A 22,271-nucleotide genomic window follows, 5' to 3' on the forward strand; every position below is an offset into this window, starting at 1 on the left:
ATCTATCTACAGCGATTGGATGTGAACGCCCTGCCGGAGACGGCGGAAAGGAAAGAATATGATGAAAAAGCCGCTTAAAATCACATTGATCTCATTGGGTGCGGTTCTTGCCGTTTTACTCGCTGGCGTGCTTGTGTTTACGGGCGTGTATTTTACCCGTTTTCAAACAGCTGGCAGCATAGAGAAGCTAACCAGTTATGACGATGGGTACAACCTTTACCGAATGGATGTAAAATACAATTACAGCCTTGACGACGTCATTAATTACGGCATTACCGATAATCAGACGATGATCGATGCCATTCTGAACGAGGCGCTTCCAATGCTCCCCGTGAGTATCAAGGTTCCCGACTTCGGCTGCACGGCGTTTACGCTGACGGACACCGACGGCGATGTCCATATGGGGCGCAACTACGATTTCAAGAATGACAGCTCGGGCATGCTTGTTTATTGCACTCCAAAGGGCGGGTATAAATCGGTCGCCTGCGCGGCACTCGATAATATATCGGCAAATGCCCCTGACGAAAGCATGCAAAAAAGGCTCGCAACCCTGACTGCTCCGTTCATCTGCCTCGACGGAATAAATGAAAAGGGCGTATCCATCGCTGTCCTGACGCTTGACAGTGAGCCTGTACATCAGGATACGGGGAAGCCCGTCATCGCGACCACGCTTGCAATCCGCCTGGTGCTGGATCGGGCGGCAAGCACGGAGGAGGCGGTTGAGCTTCTCAGGCAATACGATATGTTTGCTTCGAGCGGCAGGGATTATCATTTCTATATCACCGATGCCACAGGCGACGGCAGAGTGATCGAATACGACTGCGAGAGCGAAGCGCGTGAGTTTGTCGCAACGCCGATAAACGCCATAACAAACTTTTACGGCTTATACAAAGAAAAGGTGCTGCCGAATCAGAAAAACGGTATTTACGGTCACGGCAGAGAACGTTATGATGCCGTATTAGATGTATTTGAACAGCAAAGCGGAAATTATACGGACGATACCGTATGGGCGGCTCTGATTGCAGCCTCGCAGGAGCCAGATCCCGAAGATATCACGAGCAACACGCAATGGTCTATCGCCTACAACAACACCGACCTTACCGCCGACATTGTCCTGCGAAGACACTGGAACGATATCACGCACTACGGACTGACGACAAACGAAACTTAGTCCGCATACTGATTTGATAAAATAATCGCCTCAGTTTGCCAGACTAGAGGCGATTTTTCGTTCGAAAACATAGTCGGTATCGCTTGATAAGTCAGCTCTGAATATATAGCCAAGTCGGTCAAACTTTTTGATGTCTTCCGGATTCTCGATGCCATTTTCCGCCATGAAGCGGACCATTTCACCGCGTGCCATCTTGGCATAGGTGCCTTTCGTGACCATTTTATCGCCGGAACGCTCGCAGAAGGTAATCGTGATGTACCGATCTTGTTGTGTCAGATATTTTTCGATGGATTTCGAGTATTCTTTTGATGCCAGATTTATGATGGTTCTGCTGTCATCGATCACGGAGAGATACAGCGTATCTCCCCAGTAATCATACAGGTTTTTCGTACCGCCGATTCCGACCCTGGCCTGCATTTCAAGGCGGTATGGTGTCACGCCATCCATCGGCTTTAAAACACCATAAAAGGCGGACAGTATTCTTAGATGATGCTGTATATACTCCAGCTGATGGTCTTCAAAAACCGATGGTGCCATATACTGGTATGCGATGCCATCATAGGCGATGACCGCCGGCGTCAACCTGTGATGAAGATCCATACACTCCAGTCGGTGAAAGTTTTCGTCTGCGATTTGGTCGTTACATTTCCAGATGTCTTTCAGTTCCTCTTTGGATGTATGCTTCATCCAGTTGAGTATCTCAGCTGTATGGTCGAGAAATTCTGGTAATCCTTCCGCTTCTATGCAGTCATCATTTGAAATCATCTTTTTTGCAGGAGACAGTATAATTATCATCAGCTTAATTCCTGAAGCATTTTTTCTGGGTCATCAGCAGCCTTGACTTTATCGTTGGCTTTTATGATGACGCCATTTTCATCAATCAAATATGTGGTTCGTACGACGCCCATAGAGACCTTGCCATAGTTTTTCTTTTCCTTCCAAACATCGTATGCCTCGATTACCTTGCGCTCCGGATCCGCTAATAGTGTAAACGCTAAGCCATATTTTTCTTCGAATTTCTTGTGCGAAGCTACAGAATCCTTACTGACGCCCAGGATGACAGCGCCTTTCTCCGTAAACTGAGGATATCTCTCAGAAAAACCACATGCCTGCTTCGTGCAACCAGGGGTATTATCCTTCGGATAAAAATATAAAATTACTTTTTTACCAGCATAATCTGATAATCTGTGCATCGTTCCATTCTGATCAGGTAACTCGAAATCCGGTGCGTTCATTCCTACGTCCAGCATTATGTATTCCTCCGTCTTTGTGACATTCTTTTTATAGTGTATTACTTTGCGTTTCTCGCGATATACTCTTCCGCCATGTGTACGGCGACGGCACCGTCGGCCACCGCGGTGACGATCTGGCGAAGGGCTTTCGTCCGGACGTCGCCGACGGCATACACGCCTGGGATGCTGGTTTCCGTGCTTTCACCGGCTGCGATATAGCCGTGATCGTCGAGCGTGAGCTGTCCGTCGACGAGTTCGGTGGCGGGCTTTCTACCGACGCTGACAAACAGGCCGTCGCAGGCGAGTGTTGACTCTTCGCCCGTGACGGTATCCTTCAGGCGGACGCCGGTCAAGTGCTCGTCATGAAGCAGCTCCGTGACGGTGCTGTTCCACCGGAACTCAACATTGGCCGTATGCATGAGCTGGTCATGATAGATTTTCTCTGCACGTAAGCTGTCTCTGCGATGAACGAGGATGACCTTCTGCGCGATACGGCTGAGAAGGAGTGCGTCGGCGACGGCGGAGTTGCCACCGCCTACGACGACCACGGTTTTTCCTCGGTAGAACATCCCATCACAGGCCGCACAGTAAGCGACGCCACGGCCGACCAGGGCCTGCTCCTCGGGGATTCCGAGCACCCGGGGTGTCGCGCCGGTCGCAATCACGACCGTCTTTCCGAGATAGGTGCCGGAGCTGGTTACCACTCGCTTCGGCGTTTCGCTTAACTCCAGCTTCGAGACTTCCGCGTACTCTGTAACGGCACCGAATTTCTCCGCCTGCTGCTGCATTTTCTCGCCCAGCGTGAAGCCGTCGATGCCATCCTCGAAACCAGGATAATTATCGATCTGCTGAGACAGGGCCATCTGTCCACCTGCGGACAGCTTTTCCAGCACCACCGTGTCGAGACCGGCTCTGGCGGCATAGAGTGCGGATGTATAGCCACCCGGACCGCCGCCCACGATGATCATATCGTATACATGATTCGGCTTCATAGAACTTCCCTCCTGCTCACTTTCGTTCACGTTACCTGCGCTTCTATCTTTCTATGGCGTCCTGGATGAAGTAGCCACCTAAGGTGACATCACTGACGCGATCACGCTCTTTCCATAGCGTCCTGGATGAAGTGGCCACCTGTGGCGACATCACTGATGCGATCACGCTCTTTCCATAGCGGTCTGGATGAAGCGCTCGATCGCAGCCTTCGAATCCGGCGCAACGATCGAATCGACCACCTTTCCGCCGCGATATAAAACCAGCGTCGGAATCACTTCGATCTTCTCCGCTTCTGCAAGCTGCGACTCCTCATCGATATTTACCTTTCCGATGACAAGCTGATCACCGTACTCTTCCGCGATTTTCTCATAGGCCGGCGCGATCCTGCGGCAGTAGACACACCACGGTGCCCAGTAGTCAACTAAGACCGGCTTCTCTTCATGCATGGACTGTTCAAACTGAGCTTTATTCATATTGATGGCTGACATAGACATTACCTCCATTTTCTGTTTAACCCTGTATGGGTATCTAACTATGCTTTGTTACTATTTTTTATTAAGAACTATTCCTATTAATGTTATACTGCATAAGCCTGATTTGGTCAATAGAAAGTGATAATAATTATTGATTTCAAATGTCCAGGAAGGCTAAAACGCAGATTTTGCGAAATCTAAAAAGAGGTCAGACCCCATTACGAAATTCTTAAGATGCGTTGCTCGCCTTATAAAATGATGAATTGAAAAACGGCACCACGACAGGTTTATCCCTGCTGCGGTGCCGTTTTTTAGTTAATGGGGTCTGACCCTATTAAATTTTTCTAAACAGAATCTAAACTGAAGTTTATGGGGTCAGACCCCATTCGCACTGCCTCACGCCTTTTCGATCGGCATCCAGATGCCGGAGGCATGCTCACCGCCTCTGTAGATCGTGATGTGTGCCTTCTGGCGGGTTTTACTGTTAAAGCCGTCCTTCGTGTTGCTGTTCGGGAAGATGAAGTTCTTCGCACTGGATGTGATCGTGACACGCATCCGGTGCCCCGGGAGGAAGGTGTTCGACAGCTTGGTGGTGCGGATCGTGATCTTATAGATCTCGCCCGGCTCCATATACTCCGGATGCTCGAAACCGTTCCGGTACTTCGCGCCGATCACACCATCCGCGAGCTTCACGGAGTGTCCGTTTTCATCGACATCGGTCACGCGGACGACGAAATCCGTATCCGGGCAGTCGCAGGACACGTAAAGCTCCGCCTGCATATCGCCGGTGACGGTCAGCGGCTCGGTGAGCACCGGCGTGGAGAAGCTCAGCATATCAGCCCGCTTCTCTTCGTCGGTATAGTCCTCCGGCACCTCAAGCTCATTCTCCGACATATCGATGATATGCACGGACGGATGATCCGGGTCATAGACATAGTCCTCCGCTCCGCTCGTCTTCGGAAGCGTATCGCTCAGCACACCGTGACCGCACGATTCCCCGGTACCGCGTGCACTGCTCTCCTGTCCGAGGCTCATGTCTCCGCCGTCCAGATAGAACATTTTCCGTTCGCTCGTTTCCACCGGCCAGCTCTCCGCGGTCTTCCACTGGTTTTCACCGATTGTGTAGTACTCGACGGCAGCTGTCTTTTCAATGCCGTTCTCGACGCCCTTCAGGAAATGCTCCAGCCACTTCATGCAGAGGATATCCATATCGTAGCGGAGTGCGTTATCGCCCAGGCGGAGTGCATGCAGATCGTACTGTGCATTGCCGCTGTGCTTCCACGGACCGAGCACGGCCTTCCATGTACCCTTTTCCCAGGACTTTACGAGGTCGAGCGCTTCGGTCGTGCCCATGCCGTTATCGTCGAACCAGCCGGACATGATGAGTGCCGGCACCTGGCCGCCCTTGTAACGCTTCGACCAGTTGCCCCTTTCCCAGAAGTCATCCATATCCGTATGCTCGAGCCATTTTTCGAGGAACGGTACCTCGTGTCCCAGTGCCTGCTTCGGAATCTGGTTCAACGGACGGATATCGAGGATCTCGTCCCAGTTATCCTGCGCCACCAGATCCGCGCGCAAACGTTTTTCCGTCATCATGAATGCCCAGGCCAGCATACCGGAGTTGAAGCAGCCGCCGCGACGCGGGATATCGATGAAGGCACTGCCGGCGCAGACATTGCTCAACATCGCCTTGAGATGCGGGTTGCCACTGGCCGCTGCGGCCCACTGAACATAGCCGAGATAGGATCCGCCTGTCATGCTCACCTGTCCGTCACTGAACGGCTGTGCGGCGATCCAGTTCAGGGTATCGTCACCATCTTCGATTTCGTAGTACTCCGGCCTCCATTCACCGGTACTGTCCTCCCGGCCTCGGGTATCCTGCACGACGACCGCATAGCCTCTCTGCAGGAAACGGTAATACTGCTCCTTGTCTTTTCCTTTTCCATACGGTGTACGAACCAGGACGGTCGGGAAGCGGGTCTCCTTCGTACCGGTTGGCAGATAGACATCCGTCGCCAGCTGCTCGCCATCTCTGGTCGGAACCATGAAGGTGCCGGCTGCTTTTACGCCATAGACCGGACCCGGCTGATACTCGCCGTCCTCCTCGGTCATCCCAGGATAGACTTCTTTCCAGTCTCTCAGCACCGTCCGGCGCTCCATCCCCTTTTTTACGAGCACAGAGGTCACATCGCGGGCACACATGACGACACTGTAGATGCCGTCTTCGTCATAGAAGAAATCCTTCGGGAACTTGATCCCGCGCTCTATATAGGAATCCTCTCCGCGACGTGCGAAGCGTTCACCCTCCGTCGTGGTAAATGTCTCCGGCCTGTCTGTGATCTGCTGCTCGTACTCTTTTTTTCTGCCGAAAAACGTGAGCAGACTGCGATTGCACAGCAGCGCAAACGCCTGATCATCTTCCTCGGAAAATGGACGCCACGGCGCCCACTTTCCTGTTTCGATGCTTCGCTTCTGCAGTGTCAGCGACTGCTCATCTTCTCTGATCTTCCCATATAAAATACCGGAAAAGTAGAAATTCCACTGTGTCATGTTTAAGCTCCTATGATCATCTTAACGATATATGCTACGGCGATACCGCAGTAGTTACCACATACCGCACCGATGATACCCATCAGAAGACCGACATTGACGAGGCTCTTCCAGCGTGCGCCGGAAGCCACCAGCGCGGAGGTCGTTCCATCTGCGATCGCACCGACGAGGCCGAGCAGTACATACTCGGACTTGATCTTCAGCATTCTGGTGATCGTGAGATGCAGCACGGTACTGAAGAAAATGATGCACAGGCAGAGCACGGTGATGTAAAACGCAGATCCGAGGAAGCCCTTGATATCCACAGAGAAGCCGACGACCGCGAGGAACATCATACCGAAGAACAGGCCGAGATTCATGGAGCCTCTCAGCTTCTTCACAGCCGGTACCTGTGCGACGATGATCGAAAGCGTTGAAATCAGCAGGATTCTTCCGGCACTCTGGAAATCAGCTGGGAACAATGTTGCCAGCTTCGTGCAGATGGCGACGATAGAGGTCGAAACCGCGAGGAGGATTGCGATTTCCTTGATGCTCCACTCTTCGGATTCCATCAGCTCCTTCGTATCGCCACTTCCTTCCAGCTCCTTCTCGGTGAAGGAATATGGCCAGAATTTCTGGAACCACTTCGAGGTCTTCATATAGGTCGGTGCCAGGAACATCAGAATCAGCGATGGCATACCGATGACATAGTCGGCGGCATTGGCTGCGGCGATCGTATCGCCAGAAGCATTGAGCCCGGTTGCAATCGCGGTCAGGTTCGAACTTCCACCGGTATAGGTTCCGACGAACATACCGGCCACCTTCCAGCCCTCGGCTACCTTATCACCGAAGATGCTGCCGAACACGATCGACACGATGCTGACGCAGAATACCGCGGATGCGATGGCGAGCAGTGGCTGCTTCGACATCTTGACGATCTGCTGGAGATCCACATCCAGCAGGTACAGTGAGATGGAAATAGGGATGCAGTAGGTACTGATGGTACCATAGATTTCACAGCTGCCCGGAACGATTTTCAGATTTACGAGGATGATACCGGTGATGATGACGATCAGTGCCGGGCCCAGTGTCTTGAAGCCCCTGAACTTCTGAACCCAGAAGGCAAAGGCGACCATCACCAGGATCACCGCCAGCATACTTGGTGTGCTTTGAAAAATCGGAAACATAGTTTTTCTCCTTGATGCTATTTAGAATGAAATGTCGAGGCCGAGACCTGGCTTGTCGGACAGGCGGAACATATCGCCCTCTCTTGTGAAGCCACCCGGCATACCGGTGTCTGCATCCTTGTAATACATGAAGCTGTCACAGTCTGCTTCTGTGATGTTCTTACGAGCAGCTACCAGGCTGAGTCCTGCGGTGATGGCGATCTTCGTCTCCAGCATGCAGCCGACCATACAGGTCTTTCCGAAGTTCTCTGCCAGTGTGCTGATCTGTAAGCCTCTGTACAGGCCGCCGCACTTCATCAGCTTGATGTTAAAGATATCCGCTGCGTTCAGACGGCATGCTCTTGCGGCATCCTTCGGTGTATGGATCGATTCATCCAGCATCAGCTGAATACCGGACACCATGCTGTGAAGATAGGCGGTTCCTTCCAGATCCCAGTCCGGGAGGCACTGCTCGACCGCTTCGATGCCGTACTTCTTCATCCCTTCCAGTGCGAACTCTGCCTTCGCGATATCGTAGCCCTGGTTCGCATCGACACGAAGACGTACATCTGGTCCAACCTCCTGACGAATCAGCGCCAGTGTGCGGAGATCCTCCTCCGGATCGATACCGGCCTTGATCTTCAGGATGCGGTAGCCCATATCCTTTACGTAGTGTGCAGCACTTGCGGCCATCTTCTCCGGTGTGCTGATACCGATCGTGATGTCGTTCTGCACGGTATCCTGATATCCACCGAGTACGCGGTACAGCGGCTCGCCCATCACCTTACCCTTGATATCGTGAAGCGCGATATCGACAGCACACTTCGCGGAACCGTTTCCATGCACGAGACCATCCATCATCACGTGTACCTTTTCGATGTCCATCGGATTCATACCGATCAGTCCCTGACGGAACATCTGAAGCACAGAGAGACAGCCTTCGGTGGTTTCACCGGTGACCGGTGCAAATGGTGCCGCTTCACCATAGCCTTCGATCCCTTCATCGGTTGTGATCTTGATGAGCAGGCTTTCTGTATGATGAATCTCTGCAAACGCGATCTTAAACGGCTCGGTCAGCTCGACATGGAATTTCTCAATTTTCAGATCTGTGATTTTCATTTTAACCCCTTCCAAATTTCACTATGAGTGATATTTTTCGATGAAATTTAATTGAAGTTTTACTATTGCGGAAATATATTGTCAAATAACCATATGTTATTTTTGATATTATGCCGGCTTCTTTAGACATGACGCAGGCCTGGTTCAGGCTGTTTTGGAAGCCTGCTTTTGATTGAATCAGGCTGTTTTTCATTTAATTAGTCTTTTGATTTCGATAGAATTCCTATATACTATACTGTATACAATGTTTTAGAACTGAGGTTTGCTATGTTAAAGATACGTGAATTCAGAAAGAGTCAGAAAATGACCATCAAGGAACTGGCGGAGCTGTCCGGCATGTCCATCAGCTACATTTCCCAGATCGAACGTGGTGAGATCGATCCGTCTCTTTCTTCTCTTCGGAAAATCGCCGCGGGGCTCCAGGTACCGATGCATATGCTGCTGGACGATGTCGGCGTCATGGGCAATCTGACGATCCGCAAGGAACAGCAGGTGATCACCTACTCTGAAGATCATAAGGTCTCCTATCGCTTCCTGACCCCATTCCCGTCACCGGCCTATTCACCGGAGGTGATGCTGATCCAGTTTGAGATTGCTGCGCACGCGCAGGACACGCAGCTGCCGATCCGCCATCATTCCGAAGAGATGGTCTATGTCACGGAAGGACAGCTCACGGTGCAGATCGGCGACACCGATGTGATCCTGAATCCCGGCGATACGACCGTCATCCAGAAGGACCTCCCGCACATCTATAAAAATAACGGAGATGCGCCAGTGAAAGGCATCTCCTCCATGTCGCCGCCGGTGTGGGGACGGATGGACCTCGCGAAAAATTAATGGGGTCTGACCCCATTAATTTTTTATAAACAGATTATTAACTGAAGTTTATGGGGTCTGACCCTCTGCACATCTGTAATAATATATGCTTGATAAACTTATCGAATACCTTTCATTTGGTTGACTTTAGCACTTTTTAGTGCTAAAGTCTCGTGTGTTTGGAATAATCACATCTTATGTTATCATGTGATATATGATCACTATCAAAGGGAGTGTAACGATATGACAACAGTAGCATTTATCGGTTTTGGTCTCATCGGTGGTTCCATCGCGAAGGGTCTCAAGAAGGCGGACCCGACGACCAGAATCTTCGCCTATGCGCGTAATAAATCCAGTGTCGAGGTGGCGCAGGAGGACGGGATCGTAAACGTCGTGCTCGATTCGCCGTACAGCGAGCGTCTGAAGGAAGCAGACATGATCTTCCTCTGCGCTCCGGTCGAGGTCAATGTCTCCTACATGGAGGGTGTGGCGAAGCTCATGAAGGACGGCGCGGTTCTTACGGATGTGGGGTCCACGAAGACTGCTATCTGTGAGAAGGCCATCGAGCTTGGTCTCGGGGACAAGTTCATCGGCGGTCATCCGATGGCCGGCTCCGAGCAGACCGGCTACGCTGCGGCGACCGACTACCTCTTCTCAAACGCCTACTACATCATCACGCCGATCTCGGAGAATCCGGCCCTCGTGGACGCACTCCGCAACGTCGCGACGACCCTCGGTGCGATTCCGATCGTGGTCAATGCGGAGAAGCACGATGCAGCCACCGCAGCGGTTTCTCACCTTCCGCATATCATCGCAAGCTCTCTCGTAAACATCGTGAAGGATTCCGATGATGAGACCCAGCTCATGAAGACCCTCGCTGCCGGCGGCTTCCGTGATATCACACGAATCGCCAGCTCCAGCCCGGAGATGTGGGAGCAGATCTGCGACACAAACAGTAAGCCGCTCGTTGAACTCCTCGACCGCTACATCACGGAGCTGCAGGACATCTCGGCCTCCCTCAAGAAGGATGCGTCTGACCAGAAGATCCTCCATATGTTCGAGTCCTCCCGTGCGTACCGGAACTCGATCAGTGCGAAGAACAAGGGTGTCCTTTCAGCCGATTACAGCTTTTCCGTCGACATCGAAGACGAAGTCGGTGCGATCTCGACCATCTCCGTCATCCTCGCATCGAAGGGCGTCTCCATCAAGAACATGGGCATCAACAACAGCCGCGACCACGGCGAAGGCGCGCTCCGCATCTCCTTCTACGACGAAGAATCCGAAGAGAAGGCCCGCAAGGTTCTCGAGCGCTACCGCTACGACATCCGCGCTTAATAAAAATTTAATGGGGTCTGACCCCATTAAATTTTTCTAAACAGAATCTAAACTGAAGTTTATGGGGTCTGACCCCATTACGAAATTCTTAAGAAACAGGAACCCCGGAGGACAGTCTGTCCTCCGGGGTCTTTTATTACGGGCATCATCCCAGCATATCAAAAATACTCATCTGGTTCGACGACGGGATGTCGCCGAGCAGTCCAAGCTCCGAGAATTTATCGACGAAGCCCTTCGGGCAGTGCGTCCGGTTCATGAAGTCGTCCTTACTGAGGTAGCGCGCACCACTCTTCGCACCGTCCTCGATGCCCTGTGCTACGGCCTCGCCGAGCCCGGCCATGGAGGTAAAGCTCGGCATGATCTTCCGGTCCGGTGTGATCGTGAAGTCCTTCGCCTTCGCCTTATAGATGTCGAGCGGCGCGAACTCGATGCCGCGCGCATACATTTCCTCGCAGATCTTCATATCGCGGAGACACACCGCTTCCGTATTCGTCGGATGCGGGATCTTCATATACTCATCGATGTAGTAGCGGAGCTTGTCGATACCGCCGCACATCTTATCGTAGTCGAAGCCGTCCGCACGGATACTGTAGTACGCAGTGTAGTACTCGACCGGATAGAATACCTTACAGTAGGCGACACGCCACGCCATCATGACATAGGCGGCGGCATGGGCCTTCGGGAACATGTACTTGATCTTCTTGCAGGCATCGATGTACCACTGTGGGACACCGTGATCGAGCATGTCCTGACACCACTCGTCCTTCAGGCCCTTATGCTTTCGAGTGAACTCCATGATGGTGAAGGACTCACCCGGGTCCATGCCCTTATGCATGAGGTAGACCATGATATCATCTCGACAGCAGATCGCCTCCTGCAGGGTGGTCGTGCCGTTCTTGATGAGGTCCTGTGCGTTGTTCAGGTAGACATCGGTACCGTGGCTAAGGCCCGAGATACGCACGAGGTCCGAGAGGTACTTCGGCTTCGTATCCTCGACCATCTGCATCGCGAAGGAGGTACCGAACTCCGGGATCCCGAGGCAGCCGAGCTTGACGCCGTGGATGTCTTCAGGTCGGATGTGCAATGCTTCCGTCGAAGCAAAGAGGCTCATCACCTCCTTGTTATCAAGCGGGATGTCGTTAACCGGATCGATCCCCGTCAGATCCTGCAGACGCCGGATCATGGTCGGATCATCGTGACCGAGGATGTCGAGCTTCAGCAGGTTATGGTCGATCTTATGGTAATCGAAGTGGGTGGTGATGATCGGGCTTTGCATATCATTGGCCGGATGCTGTACCGGGGTGAAGGTGTTGATCTCCTCGCCATGCGGCAGTACGACGATACCGCCCGGGTGCTGGCCCGTGGTCCGGCGCACGCCGACACAGCCCTGTACGAGACGGTCGATCTCCGCACTTCGCTTATCGATGCCCTTCTCCTCATAATACTTCTTCACCATACCGAAGGCCGTCTTGTCGGCGAGGGTACCGATGGTGCCTGCCTTGAAGGTGTGGCCGTCGCCGAAGATGACACCGGTGTAGGCATGGGCCTTCGCCTGGTATTCACCGGAGAAGTTCAGATCGATATCCGGCTCCTTGTCACCGTTGAAGCCGAGGAAGGTCTCGAACGGGATATCGAAGCCCATACGGTTGAGCTCCGTACCGCACTTCGGGCACTTCTTCGGCGGCATGTCGCAGCCCGCCATACCGGAATACTTCTTGACCTCCGGTGAATCGAAGTCGTACCAGTAGCACTTCGGACAGACATAGTGCGGACTCAGCGGATTAACCTCCGTGATGTGCGCCATGGTCGCCGCAAAGGACGAGCCGACGGATCCTCGCGAGCCGACGAGGTAGCCGTCCTCTTTCGACTTATCTACGAGCTTCTGCGCGATGATATACATGACGGAGTAGCCGTTACTGATGATCGAGTTCAGCTCCGTCTCGAGACGGTCGGATACGATCTTCGGGAGCTCCGGTCCATAGATGCGGTGCGCGGTCTCGTGGCAGATCTGGCGCAGCGTCTCGTCGGAGTGCTCGATGACCGGCGGACACTTATCCGGACGGACCGGACGGATCTTATCGCACATGTCGGCGATCATGTTCGGGTTGTCGATGACGATTTCCTTCGCCTTTTCCGGCTCGAGGTAACTGAACTCGTCGAGCATCTCCTGCGTCGTACGGAAGTAGAGCTTCGCATCACTCTCCTCCTCGTCGAAGCCACGGCCGGCCTGGATGATCTTCCGGTAGATGTCATCCTCCTCATCGACATAGTGGCAGTCGCAGGTCGCGCAGACCGGCTTCCCGAGCTGCGATGCGATGTCAATGATCTTCAGATTATAATCGATCAGGTCCTGCGTACTGTTCGCGGTGTACTTGTCACTCGCGATCATGAAGCTGTTGTTTCCGAGCGGCTGCACCTCCAGATAATCGTAGAAGGAGGCGATGTTCATGAGCTGCTGCTCATCCGCACCACGGGTCATCGCCTGGAATACTTCACCGGCGACGCAGGCGCTGCCGATGATGAGGCCCTCCCGCAGCTCCCGGAGCAGGGACTTCGGGATACGCGGACGGGATTTAAAGTACTTTAAGTGGCTCTCGGAGATGAGTCGGTAGAGATTGATACGGCCGACGTCGTTCTTCGCGAGCAGGACGATATGATAGGAAGGGAGCTTCATGACGTTCGCGGCATGATCGAACTCGAGATGATCGATGTCGGACAGCAGCTTCGCACCCCGTGCCCGCACCATCTCGATCTCCTTTATGTAGATCTCCGCTGTGCATGCCGCGTCGTCCACGGCACGGTGATGATGCTCGAGCGAGACCCCGAGCTCCTTCGCGACGGTGTCGAGCTTATAGCGGTTCAGCTGCGGCAGCAGCAGACGGCTGAGACTCACAGTGTCGAGGATCGTCGGGGCATACGGAAGTCCGAGCCGCTTCGCGTTCTTCGCAACGAAGCCGGTATCGAAGCCCGCGTTGTGCGCGACGATCACAGCATCCCCACACCAGTCAAGAAAGTCCGGGAGAACCTTCTCGATCGGATCTGCGTCCATGACCATGCTGTCGTCGATGCTCGTGAGCTTGGTGATGCGGAACGGAATCGGCACGCCCGGGTTCACGAAGACATCCATGCGGTCGACGATCTCGTTATTCCGAAGCTTCACCGCACCGATCTCGATGATGTGGTCGGTCTCGGCACTGAAGCCGGTGGTCTCGATATCGAAGACGACCGTGTCGTGGTCAAGCCCCTGCCCCTTTTCGTTCTGCACGATGGTCTCGAGGTCATCGACGAGATAGCCCTCACAGCCGTAGATCAGCTTGAAATCCTTATCGTGCTTGATTTTCTTCAGGTAAATGTTGGCATCCGGGAAGGCCTGCACGACGCCGTGGTCGGTGATCGCCATCGCCTTCATACCGAAGGAAATTGCGGTGTCGATGTAGTCATTGACATCCGTAACACCGTCCATATCCGACATCTTCGTATGCAGATGCAGCTCCACACGCTTCTCCGGTGAGCGGTCCTCCCGCTTCGCGCGGTTCAGCTGATAGCGCACGATGCCGTCGATGAAGCTCATCTCGACCTGCTTATCGAAGGAGTCGTAGGACACGGTGCCCTTGATCTTCAGCGCGGTGCCCGGCTTTACGAAGCTCTGCGCGAGCTCCATATCCTCGTCCTCGACGAAGATCTTCACGGAGATCGAGTCGGTGAAATCCGTGACGTCAAACTTGAGGATGTTCTTACCGGTACGGGTATGCACCGGATCGTGCACGAGGAAGATCTGACCGGCGACGATGACGTTACCGGAGCTCGCATCGACGTCCTCGAGCTTCACAGCATCGCCCTCGAAGTAACGACCGTAGAGCACCTCCTCGTTCTCGGACATCTTAAACGCACGCTTCCGCCGCTGGAAGGAGCCGTTACCGCCCCCGATGCCGCCGAAACGGCTTCCGGAGCCGCCCTCCCGCTGCGGAGCGCCTGTGTTCCGGGCGTTTGCATTGGCCGCCGGAGCTTCCGAAGCCGGATTCGCACAACGTTGCGCCGACGCAGCATTCCCCTGGGTCAATCCAAAGGAACCGCCACCGTCGATGGCGTCGCCGGCAGCATGGGCCATGCCGCTCAGATTGAACGGGTCGTGGGTATCCATGAAGTCTTCGCTCTGCTGCAGCGCCTGACGACGGCGCTGAGCCGCCTCCTCGTCCACCTCTGCGCCCGGCACATAATCGCGCGCGAGCTGCTCCGGGGCCACCATCTTCCGCGCCTCGTAGTGCATGTCAAGAAGAAACTCCAGATGACAGCGCTTCTCGAAAATACTGTGAAGCGCCGCCTCGAGCTTCTTTGCGGCGGTCTTATAGAGATTTGACTCCGGCACGGTCAGCGACATCGTGTCATCCGCAGTCCAGGAAAGCTTCCCACGGGTGAGCATGTTGTAGAGCACGATGTCGTAGTTCTTCATCTCGAGAAGGATCGAATCACGGTACAGATCGTAGAGCGTACGCGGATTATACTGCGCACTCAGGTGGAACTCCTCGGCGATGCGGACCGTGATCTCCTTCCGGCCGAACAGCTGCTCCTTGATCGCCTTCTCGAGCGCGTAGACGCTCCGCTTATCGATGAGATGCGCGCTCAGGATATGGATACGGATCAGCTTCCGGTCACGCGTGATCGTCACCCGCGTCACATACGTATCCGTCACCAGCGCCTCGATCTCCTTCGGCAGATTCAAGCTGTCGAAAACTTCCAAAAATTTCTTCATAACGTTCCTTTAAGTGCTGATGGACAGGCGGTGGTGCGGAGAACTGCTTTACGGTTCTCCGCCCTCACTGCCTGCCATCACACCCTCACAATCTATCGTTGTGTAAAGCAATTCAAGGGGTCTGACCCCACAAAGGGGGTCAGACCCCTGTCTGTCAACCACTTCAAAATCAGAATTTTGCGATTTCCTCCCGGAGCACTTCGAGCAGCTGATCCTCCGGTACCTTGCGGATGATCTCGCCCTTCTTGATGAGGAGGCCCTCGCCCTTACCGCCGGCGATGCCGAGGTCGGCTTCCTTCGCTTCACCCGGGCCGTTCACGACGCAGCCCATGACCGCAACCTTCAGTGACTTATCATCGAACTCCTCCACCATGGTCTGAACCTGATTGGCGAGCCCGATCAGATCGATGTTCGTACGGCCGCAGGTCGGACAGGACACGACCTCGATGCCGCCCTTCCGGAGCCCGAGGGTACGGAGGATGAGCTTCGCGGACTTGACCTCCTCGACCGGATCCGCGCTCAGCGATACACGGATGGTATTGCCGATCCCCTGGGAAAGGATCATCCCGAGGCCGAGAGCGGACTTGATATTGCCGGACCACATAGTGCCGGCTTCGGTGATGCCGACGTGGAGCGGGTAGTCCGTCTGCTGGCAGATGAGCTCGTGCGCGCGGGTGCACATCAGGACATCGGAGGACTTGATGGAGATGACGAGATTATCATAGCCCATGTCCTCGATGAGATGGACCTTATCGAGCGCAGACTCCACGATGCCCTCAGCTGTGACGTGACCGCCATACTTCGCGATCAGGTCCTTCTCGAGGGAGCCGGAGTTTACGCCGACACGGATCGGGATGTTCCGCTCCTTCGCGCAGTCCACGACAGTCCGGATCTTTTCGTTCGAGCCGATGTTGCCCGGGTTGATGCGGATCTTATCCGCGCCGTTTTCCATCGCTTCGATGGCCATGCGGTAGTCGAAATGGATGTCGGCCACGAGCGGAATCGAGATCTGCTTCTTGATCTCGCGGATCGCCAGCGCGGCCTCGTGGGTCGGCACGGTGCAGCGGATGATCTGGCAGCCGGCCTTCTCGAGGCGGTGGATCTGCGCGACGGTCGCCGCGACATCCTCGGTCTTCGTGTTGCACATGGACTGGATTGCGATCGGGTTCTCCCCGCCGATCTTTACATTTCCGATCGAAACCACACGGGTCTTCTCTCTTGCTAACATCACATTTCCTCCTGTATATGCGGCCAATGCTCCGGCCTTTTATATCTTCACTTCGCGTTGCGGTTCCGATCGCGGTAGCCGCTTTGCGCACGCCTCTCCTGCTTTTTATCCTGCGGACAAGTGCTTTCAGTGCCCCAGCATCGCGCTGTATGCGCCGGTGAACAGATTCAGTATATCGTTCGACATGACCACGGCCATCAGAAGCAGCAGCAGGATCATGCCGATCTGGTTGATGCGCTCCTCGAGCTGTGGGTCGAGGCGTCGTCTCGAAATCATCTCGAGCAGGATGAACAGCAGGCGTCCGCCATCGAGAGCCGGCACCGGCAGCAGATTCATCACACCGAGGTTTGCCGAGAGCATCACGAGGAGCTCCAGCAGTACGAGGAAAGCATTGAGCGCACCGTACTGGGAGGACTGCTCGACCGTGGAGCCCATGACCGTCACCGTGCCGACCGGTCCCATGACCTCCTGGCGCTGTACGCGGCCATGGAACAGAAGTCGCAGGCTCTGGAGCACGACGGTCGTGTTGTAGCGAACCTCGTAAAAGGCATCCTCGACGAACTCTCGCGGGTCGGACGGCAGGAAGCGACCACCGTAAAAGCTGATACCGAGCTTATACTTCTGCTGCGTTGCATCATAGTACGGCTGAAAGTCGAGCGTCTTCTTCACTCCATCCCGAAGCACCACGGCCTCCAGCTTCGTGTTCTCATCGAAGTCGGTGGCATTTACATAGAGCCAGATGAAGAGGTCCCGGTAGCCCGGTACTGCACTCTTCGACTTTCCCTCATAGCCGATCGACTGCAGTGCATCCCCGCGCACGAAGCCGGCCTCCGCCACGGGTGTATCCGGCGTCGTGTCCATGACGTAAAGACGGTCATAGCCACAGAAGCCGACCAGCACGAAGGCGAGGATGGTCGCGAGGATGAAGTTGTTCAGCACACCGGCGATGCAGATGAAGAAGCGCTGCGGCGTCGACTTCTCGTTGAAGCTGTACTTCGCGATCTCGTCACTTCGGAAACGGACACCGTCGTAGTCGATCCAGTGCAGTTCTGAACCGGCTTCCCGGTTCGAAAACGTGTCGGCATCTGTGCTGGATGCAGGACGACCGGCCTCAGGCTGGACATCATCTCGACATTCTATGCCTGCATCATCGCCAGTGACAGCACGCTCCTCCGCGCGGCCCTGCGGGGTCGAGAAATCGCCGGAGCCGGCGTTGTCCTCTCCGAGCATCGCACAGCTTCCGCCGAGCGGCAGAAGCTTGAGGGAGTATCGTGTATTTCCGACGACACGGCTGAGAATCCGCGGCCCCATCCCGATGGAAAACTCGAGGACACCGACGTGACAGAGCTTCGCAGCCAGAAAATGACCGAGTTCATGGAAGAAAACCAGGAAGCCGAGGCCGAATATAGCGATGATAATACTGATAATAGTCATAAACTCCTTAATAAAAAGGGTCCCGGAGGGGCGGCAACAGAGGCCATACGTAGAGGCCGTGTGAAATCAAGCCGGGTCCCCTTAGCTGAACTGTTACTTAGCCGAAGCAGATACCTACACTCGTACGATTTGTGAGTGTGTCCGTACGAAGTCGCGGGCCCAGGCTTCGATCTCGAGGATCTCCGCGAGGGTCGGTGCCGCGAGGACGTGGCCCTCATGGGCGTCCATGGCTTCTTCGATGACGTCGGCGATCTCCAGAAAGTCGATGCGGTCCTGCAGGAACATCGCGACCGCTTCTTCGTTCGCGGCGTTGTAGACGGTCGGCATGGAGCCGCCGGTCCGGCCGGCGCGGTAGCCGAGGGCGAGGCCCTTAAAGGTCTCCATATCCGGATTTTCGAACGTAAGCTGCATCAGTGCTGCGAGGTCGAGTCGCTCGTCCTCCTTCAGCGCACGGCGGTTCGGCGCATACAGGGCGTACTCGATCGGGATACGCATGTCCGGCAGGCCGAGCTGCGCCTTCACCGCGCCGTCAACATACTGTACGGCAGAATGCACGATGGACTGCGGCTGCACGACGACCTGAATCTCATCGACCGGTACATCGAAGAGCCAGCTGGCTTCGAGGACCTCGAGACCCTTATTGACCATCGTCGCGGAGTCGATCGTGATCTTCCGTCCCATCGACCAGTTCGGGTGCTTCAGCGCATCCTCCTTCGTCTTCCCGCGAAGCTCGTCCCGCTTCTTTCCGCGGAATGGTCCGCCGGAGGCCGTGAGCAGGATCTTTTCGATGGCGTCATGTGGCTCGCCGGTGAGGGACTGCCAGATGGCACTGTGCTCGGAGTCGATCGGCTTGATCTCGATACCACACGACGCGGCCAGCGGCATGATGATGTGACCGGCGCAGACGAGGGTCTCCTTGTTCGCGAGGGCGACCTGCTTATGGGCCTTCAGTGCTGCGATGGTCGGCTGGATACCGATCATGCCGACGACGGACACCACGACCTCATCGCAGTGCGCCATGGTCGCGAGCTCGATCAGCCCGTCCATCCCGCTCAGCACCTTCACCGGGAGTCCGTAGCTTCGGAAGGCCTCCGCCTTCGCTTCATCATAGATGCAGACGGCCTCCGGATGGAGCTTCTCCACCTGCGGTTTCAGCTGCTCGATGGAGCCATAGACGGCGAGTCCGGTGACCTGGATCTCGGGATCCCCCTCGATCACATCGATGGTCTGGGTTCCGATGGAGCCCGTTGATCCCAGTATGACTAATCTTCTCATAATTTTCCTCGATTCATAAAGATTTCAATATCCTTCACTGCTTTCACAGAGACCACGCATCCTGCCGTGGCTGATGCAGGCAGCGGATGGGTATATGCTTCCTGGCGGCTGCATTGGCCACAGACAGCGACGGCGTCAGATCAGGAAGCTCAGGGCGAAGTAGACCGCCGGAGCCGTGAACAGGACAGAGTCGAAGCGATCCAGGATGCCGCCGTGGCCCGGGATCAGGTGCCCGTAGTCCTTCACCTCGTAATCGCGCTTGATGCCGGAGGCGGTGAGGTCGCCGACCATGGAGATCAGCGCGCCGATCGCACAGGAGATACCGCATGCGATGCCAGGGTTTGCGATGATAGCGAAGCCGCGCCGGAAGACGGTCGCATAGAGACAGCCGAGCAGCGCTGCACCGAGGACACCGCCGAGGGCACCCTCCACGGTCTTCTTCGGGCTCAGGATCGGAGTCATCTTATGACGCCCGAAGAGCATGCCGGCGCAGTACGCGCAGGTGTCGGAGCCCCAGCTCGCGAGGAAGATGAGCCAGACGAGGTACTTGCCGTCCGGCAGCGTACGGGTCTGGTAGATGTAGCTCATCATGATGCCGGCATAGCAGAAGCCCATGAAGGCCTTCGCAACCTGAGAAATCTTGTAGGCCGGGTAGGTGATGACGTAGAAGGCCATCAGCGCCATGAGGCTGAGCACGATCATCAGTGGGTAGTACTCCTCGACATGGAACCAGACGATGATGTAGTAGCCGATGGTCGTGAGATAGCCGACCAGTCCGAGGGACGTGTGCTCGATGCCGAAGACGCGGTAGAGCTCGAAGAGTCCGATCATGGAGATCAGAAAGGTCAGGACAAACAGCGGGAGTCCGCCGCGTGGGACGGTGAGGATCGCGATCAGGACGAGCACGATACCGCTCAGAAGCCGCGTGACGAAGGACTTCATCTTCTTTTCATTTTGATCTTTCTTTAAGTTCTCAGTTTCTGCCATAGTGTACCTCAAAATACAAAGGACAGGCCACCCTTACACACTGTTGATACAACGCAAAAGGAAGCCTGTTCCGCTCGGATATTTATATTTTCTGCTGCCGAAGCGTCACGCCCGACTGACGGGAGCATTGTAGACCTTCAGAAGCACATCACTTTTTCCGACCACCGAAGCGTCGCTCCCGGCTGTTGAAACTGTCGATCGCCTTCAGAAGCTCATCCTTCGTGAAATCCGGCCAGAGCACTGGCGTGATGTAGTACTCCGCGTACGCACTCTGCCAGAGCAGGTAGTTCGATATGCGGAACTCACCGGAGGTGCGGATGACGAGATCCGGATCCGGCATACCGGCCGTGTCGAGGTAGCCGGCGAAGGCCTGCTCGGTCAGCGCCTCGATCTCCTCTTCACTCTTTCCTGCGCGGATCGCCTCGATCGTGTACTTACGAACCGCACGGACGATCTCGTCGCGTGAGCCGTAGTTCACGGCGAAAACGAAGGTCATGCCGGTGTTCTGCTTCGTCTCCTCCTCGAGACGGCGGATGCCCTCCTGGATGTCCGGTGCGAAGCGGCTGCGCTCACCGATCATGCGGGCGCGTACGTTATGCTCGTTCGCGACCTTGATGAGCTTCACCATGTAGAAGCGAAAGAGCTTCATCAGGGCAGCGACCTCCTCCTCGGAGCGCTTCCAGTTCTCAGTCGAGAAGCCATAGACGGTCAGGTACTGCACGCCGAGACGCGCACAGTCGGCGACGGTCTTCTCCAGCGTCTCACAGCCCTGCTTATGGCCCATGGCACGCGGGAGGCCCTTATGCTCCGCCCAGCGTCCATTGCCATCCAGTATGATGGCGATATGGGCCGGGATGTTCCGGCCCTCAGAATTGATGATATCCACTGAAATCTCCTCTAAGACAGGGTGCGCAGGCCCGCGAACACGCACGGAGCGTGTCGCAATCCTCCTTCTGTCTCTCCAGATCGCTGTGCTCGTTACGAAGCCACCGATTAAACGGTCATGAGCTCCTTGTTCTTCGCCTCGACAGAGGAGTCGATCTTCTCACACATGTGATCCGTGAGCTCCTGGATGTCCTTGGTCGCTCTCGTAAGATCATCCTCGGTCATCTCGGAAGACTTCTCGAGCTTCTTTGCGAGATCCATGGCATCACGACGGATGTTACGGATGGCGATCTTCGCTGCCTCACCCTTCTTCTTAACATCCTTCGTCAGCTCCTTACGTCTCTCCTCGGTGAGCTCCGGGAATACGAGACGGATGACGGTACCATCGTTTACAGGATTGATACCGAGCTCGGACACATTGATGGCCTTCTCGATCTCCTTCAGCATGCTCTTATCCCATGGCTGAATCTGGATGAGACGTGCCTCCGGGACGGAAACATTGCCCACCTGCTGGATCGGGGTCGGTGTGCCGTAGTAGTCCACCGTGATACGGTCGAGTACGTGCGGGTTCGCACGGCCTGCGCGGATAGTCGCAAGCTCGTCCATCAGATTATCGTGGGTCTTGTGCATCTTTTCGATGTAAATGGTAAATTGATCATCCATGATCTGGTCCTCCTATTGTTACCCTTTTCGGGTTGTTGATAAGTTCAGTTCGGCCTGTGGGCCAATGCTTCTGTCCTCGTGCTGCATCTCTTCGCGCTGCGTCATCATCAGCACTGCGCTGGGCTGGGCTGTGCTGTGTATCTCTTCGCGCTGCGTCATCGACAGCACCGTGCTGTGCATGCTTCGCGCGGCGTTCTCGTCGGACATGGTGGGCA

The 22,271-nt window shown here is 55.0% G+C and carries 18 protein-coding genes; 3 read left to right on the forward strand and 15 right to left on the reverse strand.

Going from position 1 to position 22,271, the window contains the following annotated elements:
- Positions 1–58: 58 nt before the first annotated feature.
- Positions 59–1,171 carry a linear amide C-N hydrolase gene (locus ACTNC3_RS01580; protein ID WP_441226241.1) on the forward strand — a complete coding sequence of 371 codons (1,113 nt, stop codon included), beginning with the start codon at positions 59–61 and terminating at the stop codon, positions 1,169–1,171.
- Between the two features lie 30 nt (positions 1,172–1,201).
- Here ACTNC3_RS01580 and yaaA read toward each other — a convergent pair whose 3' ends face one another.
- From yaaA to ACTNC3_RS01615, 7 genes are all read right to left on the reverse strand, one after another.
- Positions 1,202–1,966, reverse strand: a complete 765-nt coding sequence (yaaA, locus tag ACTNC3_RS01585) for a peroxide stress protein YaaA (protein ID WP_410043552.1) — start codon at positions 1,964–1,966, stop codon at positions 1,202–1,204.
- Positions 1,966–2,421 (reverse strand): thioredoxin-dependent thiol peroxidase, encoded by a 456-nt coding sequence (bcp, locus tag ACTNC3_RS01590; protein ID WP_410043551.1) that lies wholly within the window; start codon positions 2,419–2,421, stop codon positions 1,966–1,968. The genes yaaA and bcp overlap by 1 nt, the downstream gene beginning before the upstream one ends.
- 41 nt (positions 2,422–2,462) lie before the next feature.
- Positions 2,463–3,395, reverse strand: coding sequence for a thioredoxin-disulfide reductase (trxB, locus tag ACTNC3_RS01595; RefSeq protein WP_441226242.1), 933 nt, complete (start codon positions 3,393–3,395; stop codon positions 2,463–2,465).
- Positions 3,396–3,557: 162 nt separating this feature from the next.
- Complete coding sequence (gene trxA / locus ACTNC3_RS01600; protein WP_441226243.1) at positions 3,558–3,884, reverse strand: thioredoxin; 327 nt, start codon at positions 3,882–3,884, stop codon at positions 3,558–3,560.
- A gap of 381 nt (positions 3,885–4,265) precedes the next feature.
- Entirely contained in the window at positions 4,266–6,419 is a 2,154-nt protein-coding gene (locus ACTNC3_RS01605) for a CocE/NonD family hydrolase (RefSeq protein WP_441226244.1), read from the reverse strand.
- A 2-nt stretch (positions 6,420–6,421) separates the two neighbouring features.
- On the reverse strand, positions 6,422–7,585 hold the full coding sequence (locus tag ACTNC3_RS01610; RefSeq protein WP_441226245.1) for a DUF819 family protein: 1,164 nt from the start codon (positions 7,583–7,585) through the stop codon (positions 6,422–6,424).
- A gap of 21 nt (positions 7,586–7,606) precedes the next feature.
- Positions 7,607–8,683 carry a mandelate racemase/muconate lactonizing enzyme family protein gene (locus tag ACTNC3_RS01615; RefSeq protein WP_441226246.1) on the reverse strand — a complete coding sequence of 359 codons (1,077 nt, stop codon included), beginning with the start codon at positions 8,681–8,683 and terminating at the stop codon, positions 7,607–7,609.
- A gap of 267 nt (positions 8,684–8,950) precedes the next feature.
- On the opposite strand from ACTNC3_RS01615, the gene ACTNC3_RS01620 reads away from it, so the two are divergent.
- The gene (locus ACTNC3_RS01620; protein WP_441226247.1) at positions 8,951–9,520 is read left to right on the forward strand and encodes a helix-turn-helix domain-containing protein; all 570 of its coding nucleotides are present in this window, start codon (positions 8,951–8,953) and stop codon (positions 9,518–9,520) included.
- A gap of 222 nt (positions 9,521–9,742) precedes the next feature.
- The gene (locus tag ACTNC3_RS01625; RefSeq protein WP_441226248.1) at positions 9,743–10,834 is read left to right on the forward strand and encodes a prephenate dehydrogenase; all 1,092 of its coding nucleotides are present in this window, start codon (positions 9,743–9,745) and stop codon (positions 10,832–10,834) included.
- Positions 10,835–10,979: 145 nt separating this feature from the next.
- On the opposite strand, the gene ACTNC3_RS01630 is transcribed toward ACTNC3_RS01625, so the two are convergent.
- The 8 genes from ACTNC3_RS01630 to ACTNC3_RS01665 all read right to left on the reverse strand — a co-directional run bounded on the left by ACTNC3_RS01630 (position 10,980) and on the right by ACTNC3_RS01665 (position 22,263).
- Positions 10,980–15,584, reverse strand: coding sequence for a PolC-type DNA polymerase III (locus ACTNC3_RS01630; protein ID WP_441226249.1), 4,605 nt, complete (start codon positions 15,582–15,584; stop codon positions 10,980–10,982).
- A 169-nt stretch (positions 15,585–15,753) separates the two neighbouring features.
- Positions 15,754–16,812, reverse strand: a complete 1,059-nt coding sequence (gene ispG / locus ACTNC3_RS01635; protein ID WP_441226250.1) for a flavodoxin-dependent (E)-4-hydroxy-3-methylbut-2-enyl-diphosphate synthase — start codon at positions 16,810–16,812, stop codon at positions 15,754–15,756.
- Between the two features lie 126 nt (positions 16,813–16,938).
- Positions 16,939–18,246: a M50 family metallopeptidase gene (locus ACTNC3_RS01640; protein ID WP_441226251.1), complete on the reverse strand. Its 1,308-nt coding sequence runs from the start codon at positions 18,244–18,246 to the stop codon at positions 16,939–16,941.
- A gap of 114 nt (positions 18,247–18,360) precedes the next feature.
- Complete coding sequence (locus ACTNC3_RS01645) at positions 18,361–19,521, reverse strand: 1-deoxy-D-xylulose-5-phosphate reductoisomerase (protein ID WP_441226252.1); 1,161 nt, start codon at positions 19,519–19,521, stop codon at positions 18,361–18,363.
- 135 nt (positions 19,522–19,656) lie between these two features.
- On the reverse strand, positions 19,657–20,508 hold the full coding sequence (locus ACTNC3_RS01650) for a phosphatidate cytidylyltransferase (protein ID WP_410042974.1): 852 nt from the start codon (positions 20,506–20,508) through the stop codon (positions 19,657–19,659).
- Between the two features lie 148 nt (positions 20,509–20,656).
- Positions 20,657–21,394, reverse strand: coding sequence for an isoprenyl transferase (locus ACTNC3_RS01655; protein WP_441226253.1), 738 nt, complete (start codon positions 21,392–21,394; stop codon positions 20,657–20,659).
- Positions 21,395–21,501: 107 nt separating this feature from the next.
- Complete coding sequence (frr, locus tag ACTNC3_RS01660; protein WP_410042976.1) at positions 21,502–22,056, reverse strand: ribosome recycling factor; 555 nt, start codon at positions 22,054–22,056, stop codon at positions 21,502–21,504.
- A gap of 18 nt (positions 22,057–22,074) precedes the next feature.
- Positions 22,075–22,263 carry a hypothetical protein gene (locus tag ACTNC3_RS01665; protein ID WP_441226254.1) on the reverse strand — a complete coding sequence of 63 codons (189 nt, stop codon included), beginning with the start codon at positions 22,261–22,263 and terminating at the stop codon, positions 22,075–22,077.
- Positions 22,264–22,271 lie beyond the last annotated feature (8 nt).

It is taken from the genome of Oribacterium sp. HCP3S3_B9 (genome assembly GCF_052064255.1).
In the GTDB taxonomy this organism is placed as follows: Bacteria; Bacillota; Clostridia; order Lachnospirales; family Lachnospiraceae; genus Oribacterium.

Excerpts from the sequence above, each read along its gene's own strand:
- ACTNC3_RS01645 (WP_441226252.1), bottom strand. The coding sequence starts at position 19,521 with ATGAGAAGATTAGTCATACTGGGATCAACGGGCTCCATCGGAACCCAG.
- ACTNC3_RS01610 (WP_441226245.1), bottom strand. The coding sequence starts at position 7,585 with ATGTTTCCGATTTTTCAAAGCACACCAAGTATGCTGGCGGTGATCCTG.
- ACTNC3_RS01630 (WP_441226249.1), bottom strand. The coding sequence starts at position 15,584 with ATGAAGAAATTTTTGGAAGTTTTCGACAGCTTGAATCTGCCGAAGGAG.
- yaaA (WP_410043552.1), bottom strand. The coding sequence starts at position 1,966 with ATGATAATTATACTGTCTCCTGCAAAAAAGATGATTTCAAATGATGAC.
- bcp (WP_410043551.1), bottom strand. The coding sequence starts at position 2,421 with ATGCTGGACGTAGGAATGAACGCACCGGATTTCGAGTTACCTGATCAG.
- trxA (WP_441226243.1), bottom strand. The coding sequence starts at position 3,884 with ATGTCAGCCATCAATATGAATAAAGCTCAGTTTGAACAGTCCATGCAT.
- ACTNC3_RS01650 (WP_410042974.1), bottom strand. The coding sequence starts at position 20,508 with ATGGCAGAAACTGAGAACTTAAAGAAAGATCAAAATGAAAAGAAGATG.
- ispG (WP_441226250.1), bottom strand. The coding sequence starts at position 16,812 with ATGTTAGCAAGAGAGAAGACCCGTGTGGTTTCGATCGGAAATGTAAAG.
- ACTNC3_RS01640 (WP_441226251.1), bottom strand. The coding sequence starts at position 18,246 with ATGACTATTATCAGTATTATCATCGCTATATTCGGCCTCGGCTTCCTG.
- ACTNC3_RS01615 (WP_441226246.1), bottom strand. The coding sequence starts at position 8,683 with ATGAAAATCACAGATCTGAAAATTGAGAAATTCCATGTCGAGCTGACC.
- trxB (WP_441226242.1), bottom strand. The coding sequence starts at position 3,395 with ATGAAGCCGAATCATGTATACGATATGATCATCGTGGGCGGCGGTCCG.
- frr (WP_410042976.1), bottom strand. The coding sequence starts at position 22,056 with ATGGATGATCAATTTACCATTTACATCGAAAAGATGCACAAGACCCAC.
- ACTNC3_RS01665 (WP_441226254.1), bottom strand. The coding sequence starts at position 22,263 with ATGTCCGACGAGAACGCCGCGCGAAGCATGCACAGCACGGTGCTGTCG.
- ACTNC3_RS01580 (WP_441226241.1), top strand. The coding sequence starts at position 59 with ATGATGAAAAAGCCGCTTAAAATCACATTGATCTCATTGGGTGCGGTT.
- ACTNC3_RS01605 (WP_441226244.1), bottom strand. The coding sequence starts at position 6,419 with ATGACACAGTGGAATTTCTACTTTTCCGGTATTTTATATGGGAAGATC.
- ACTNC3_RS01625 (WP_441226248.1), top strand. The coding sequence starts at position 9,743 with ATGACAACAGTAGCATTTATCGGTTTTGGTCTCATCGGTGGTTCCATC.
- ACTNC3_RS01620 (WP_441226247.1), top strand. The coding sequence starts at position 8,951 with ATGTTAAAGATACGTGAATTCAGAAAGAGTCAGAAAATGACCATCAAG.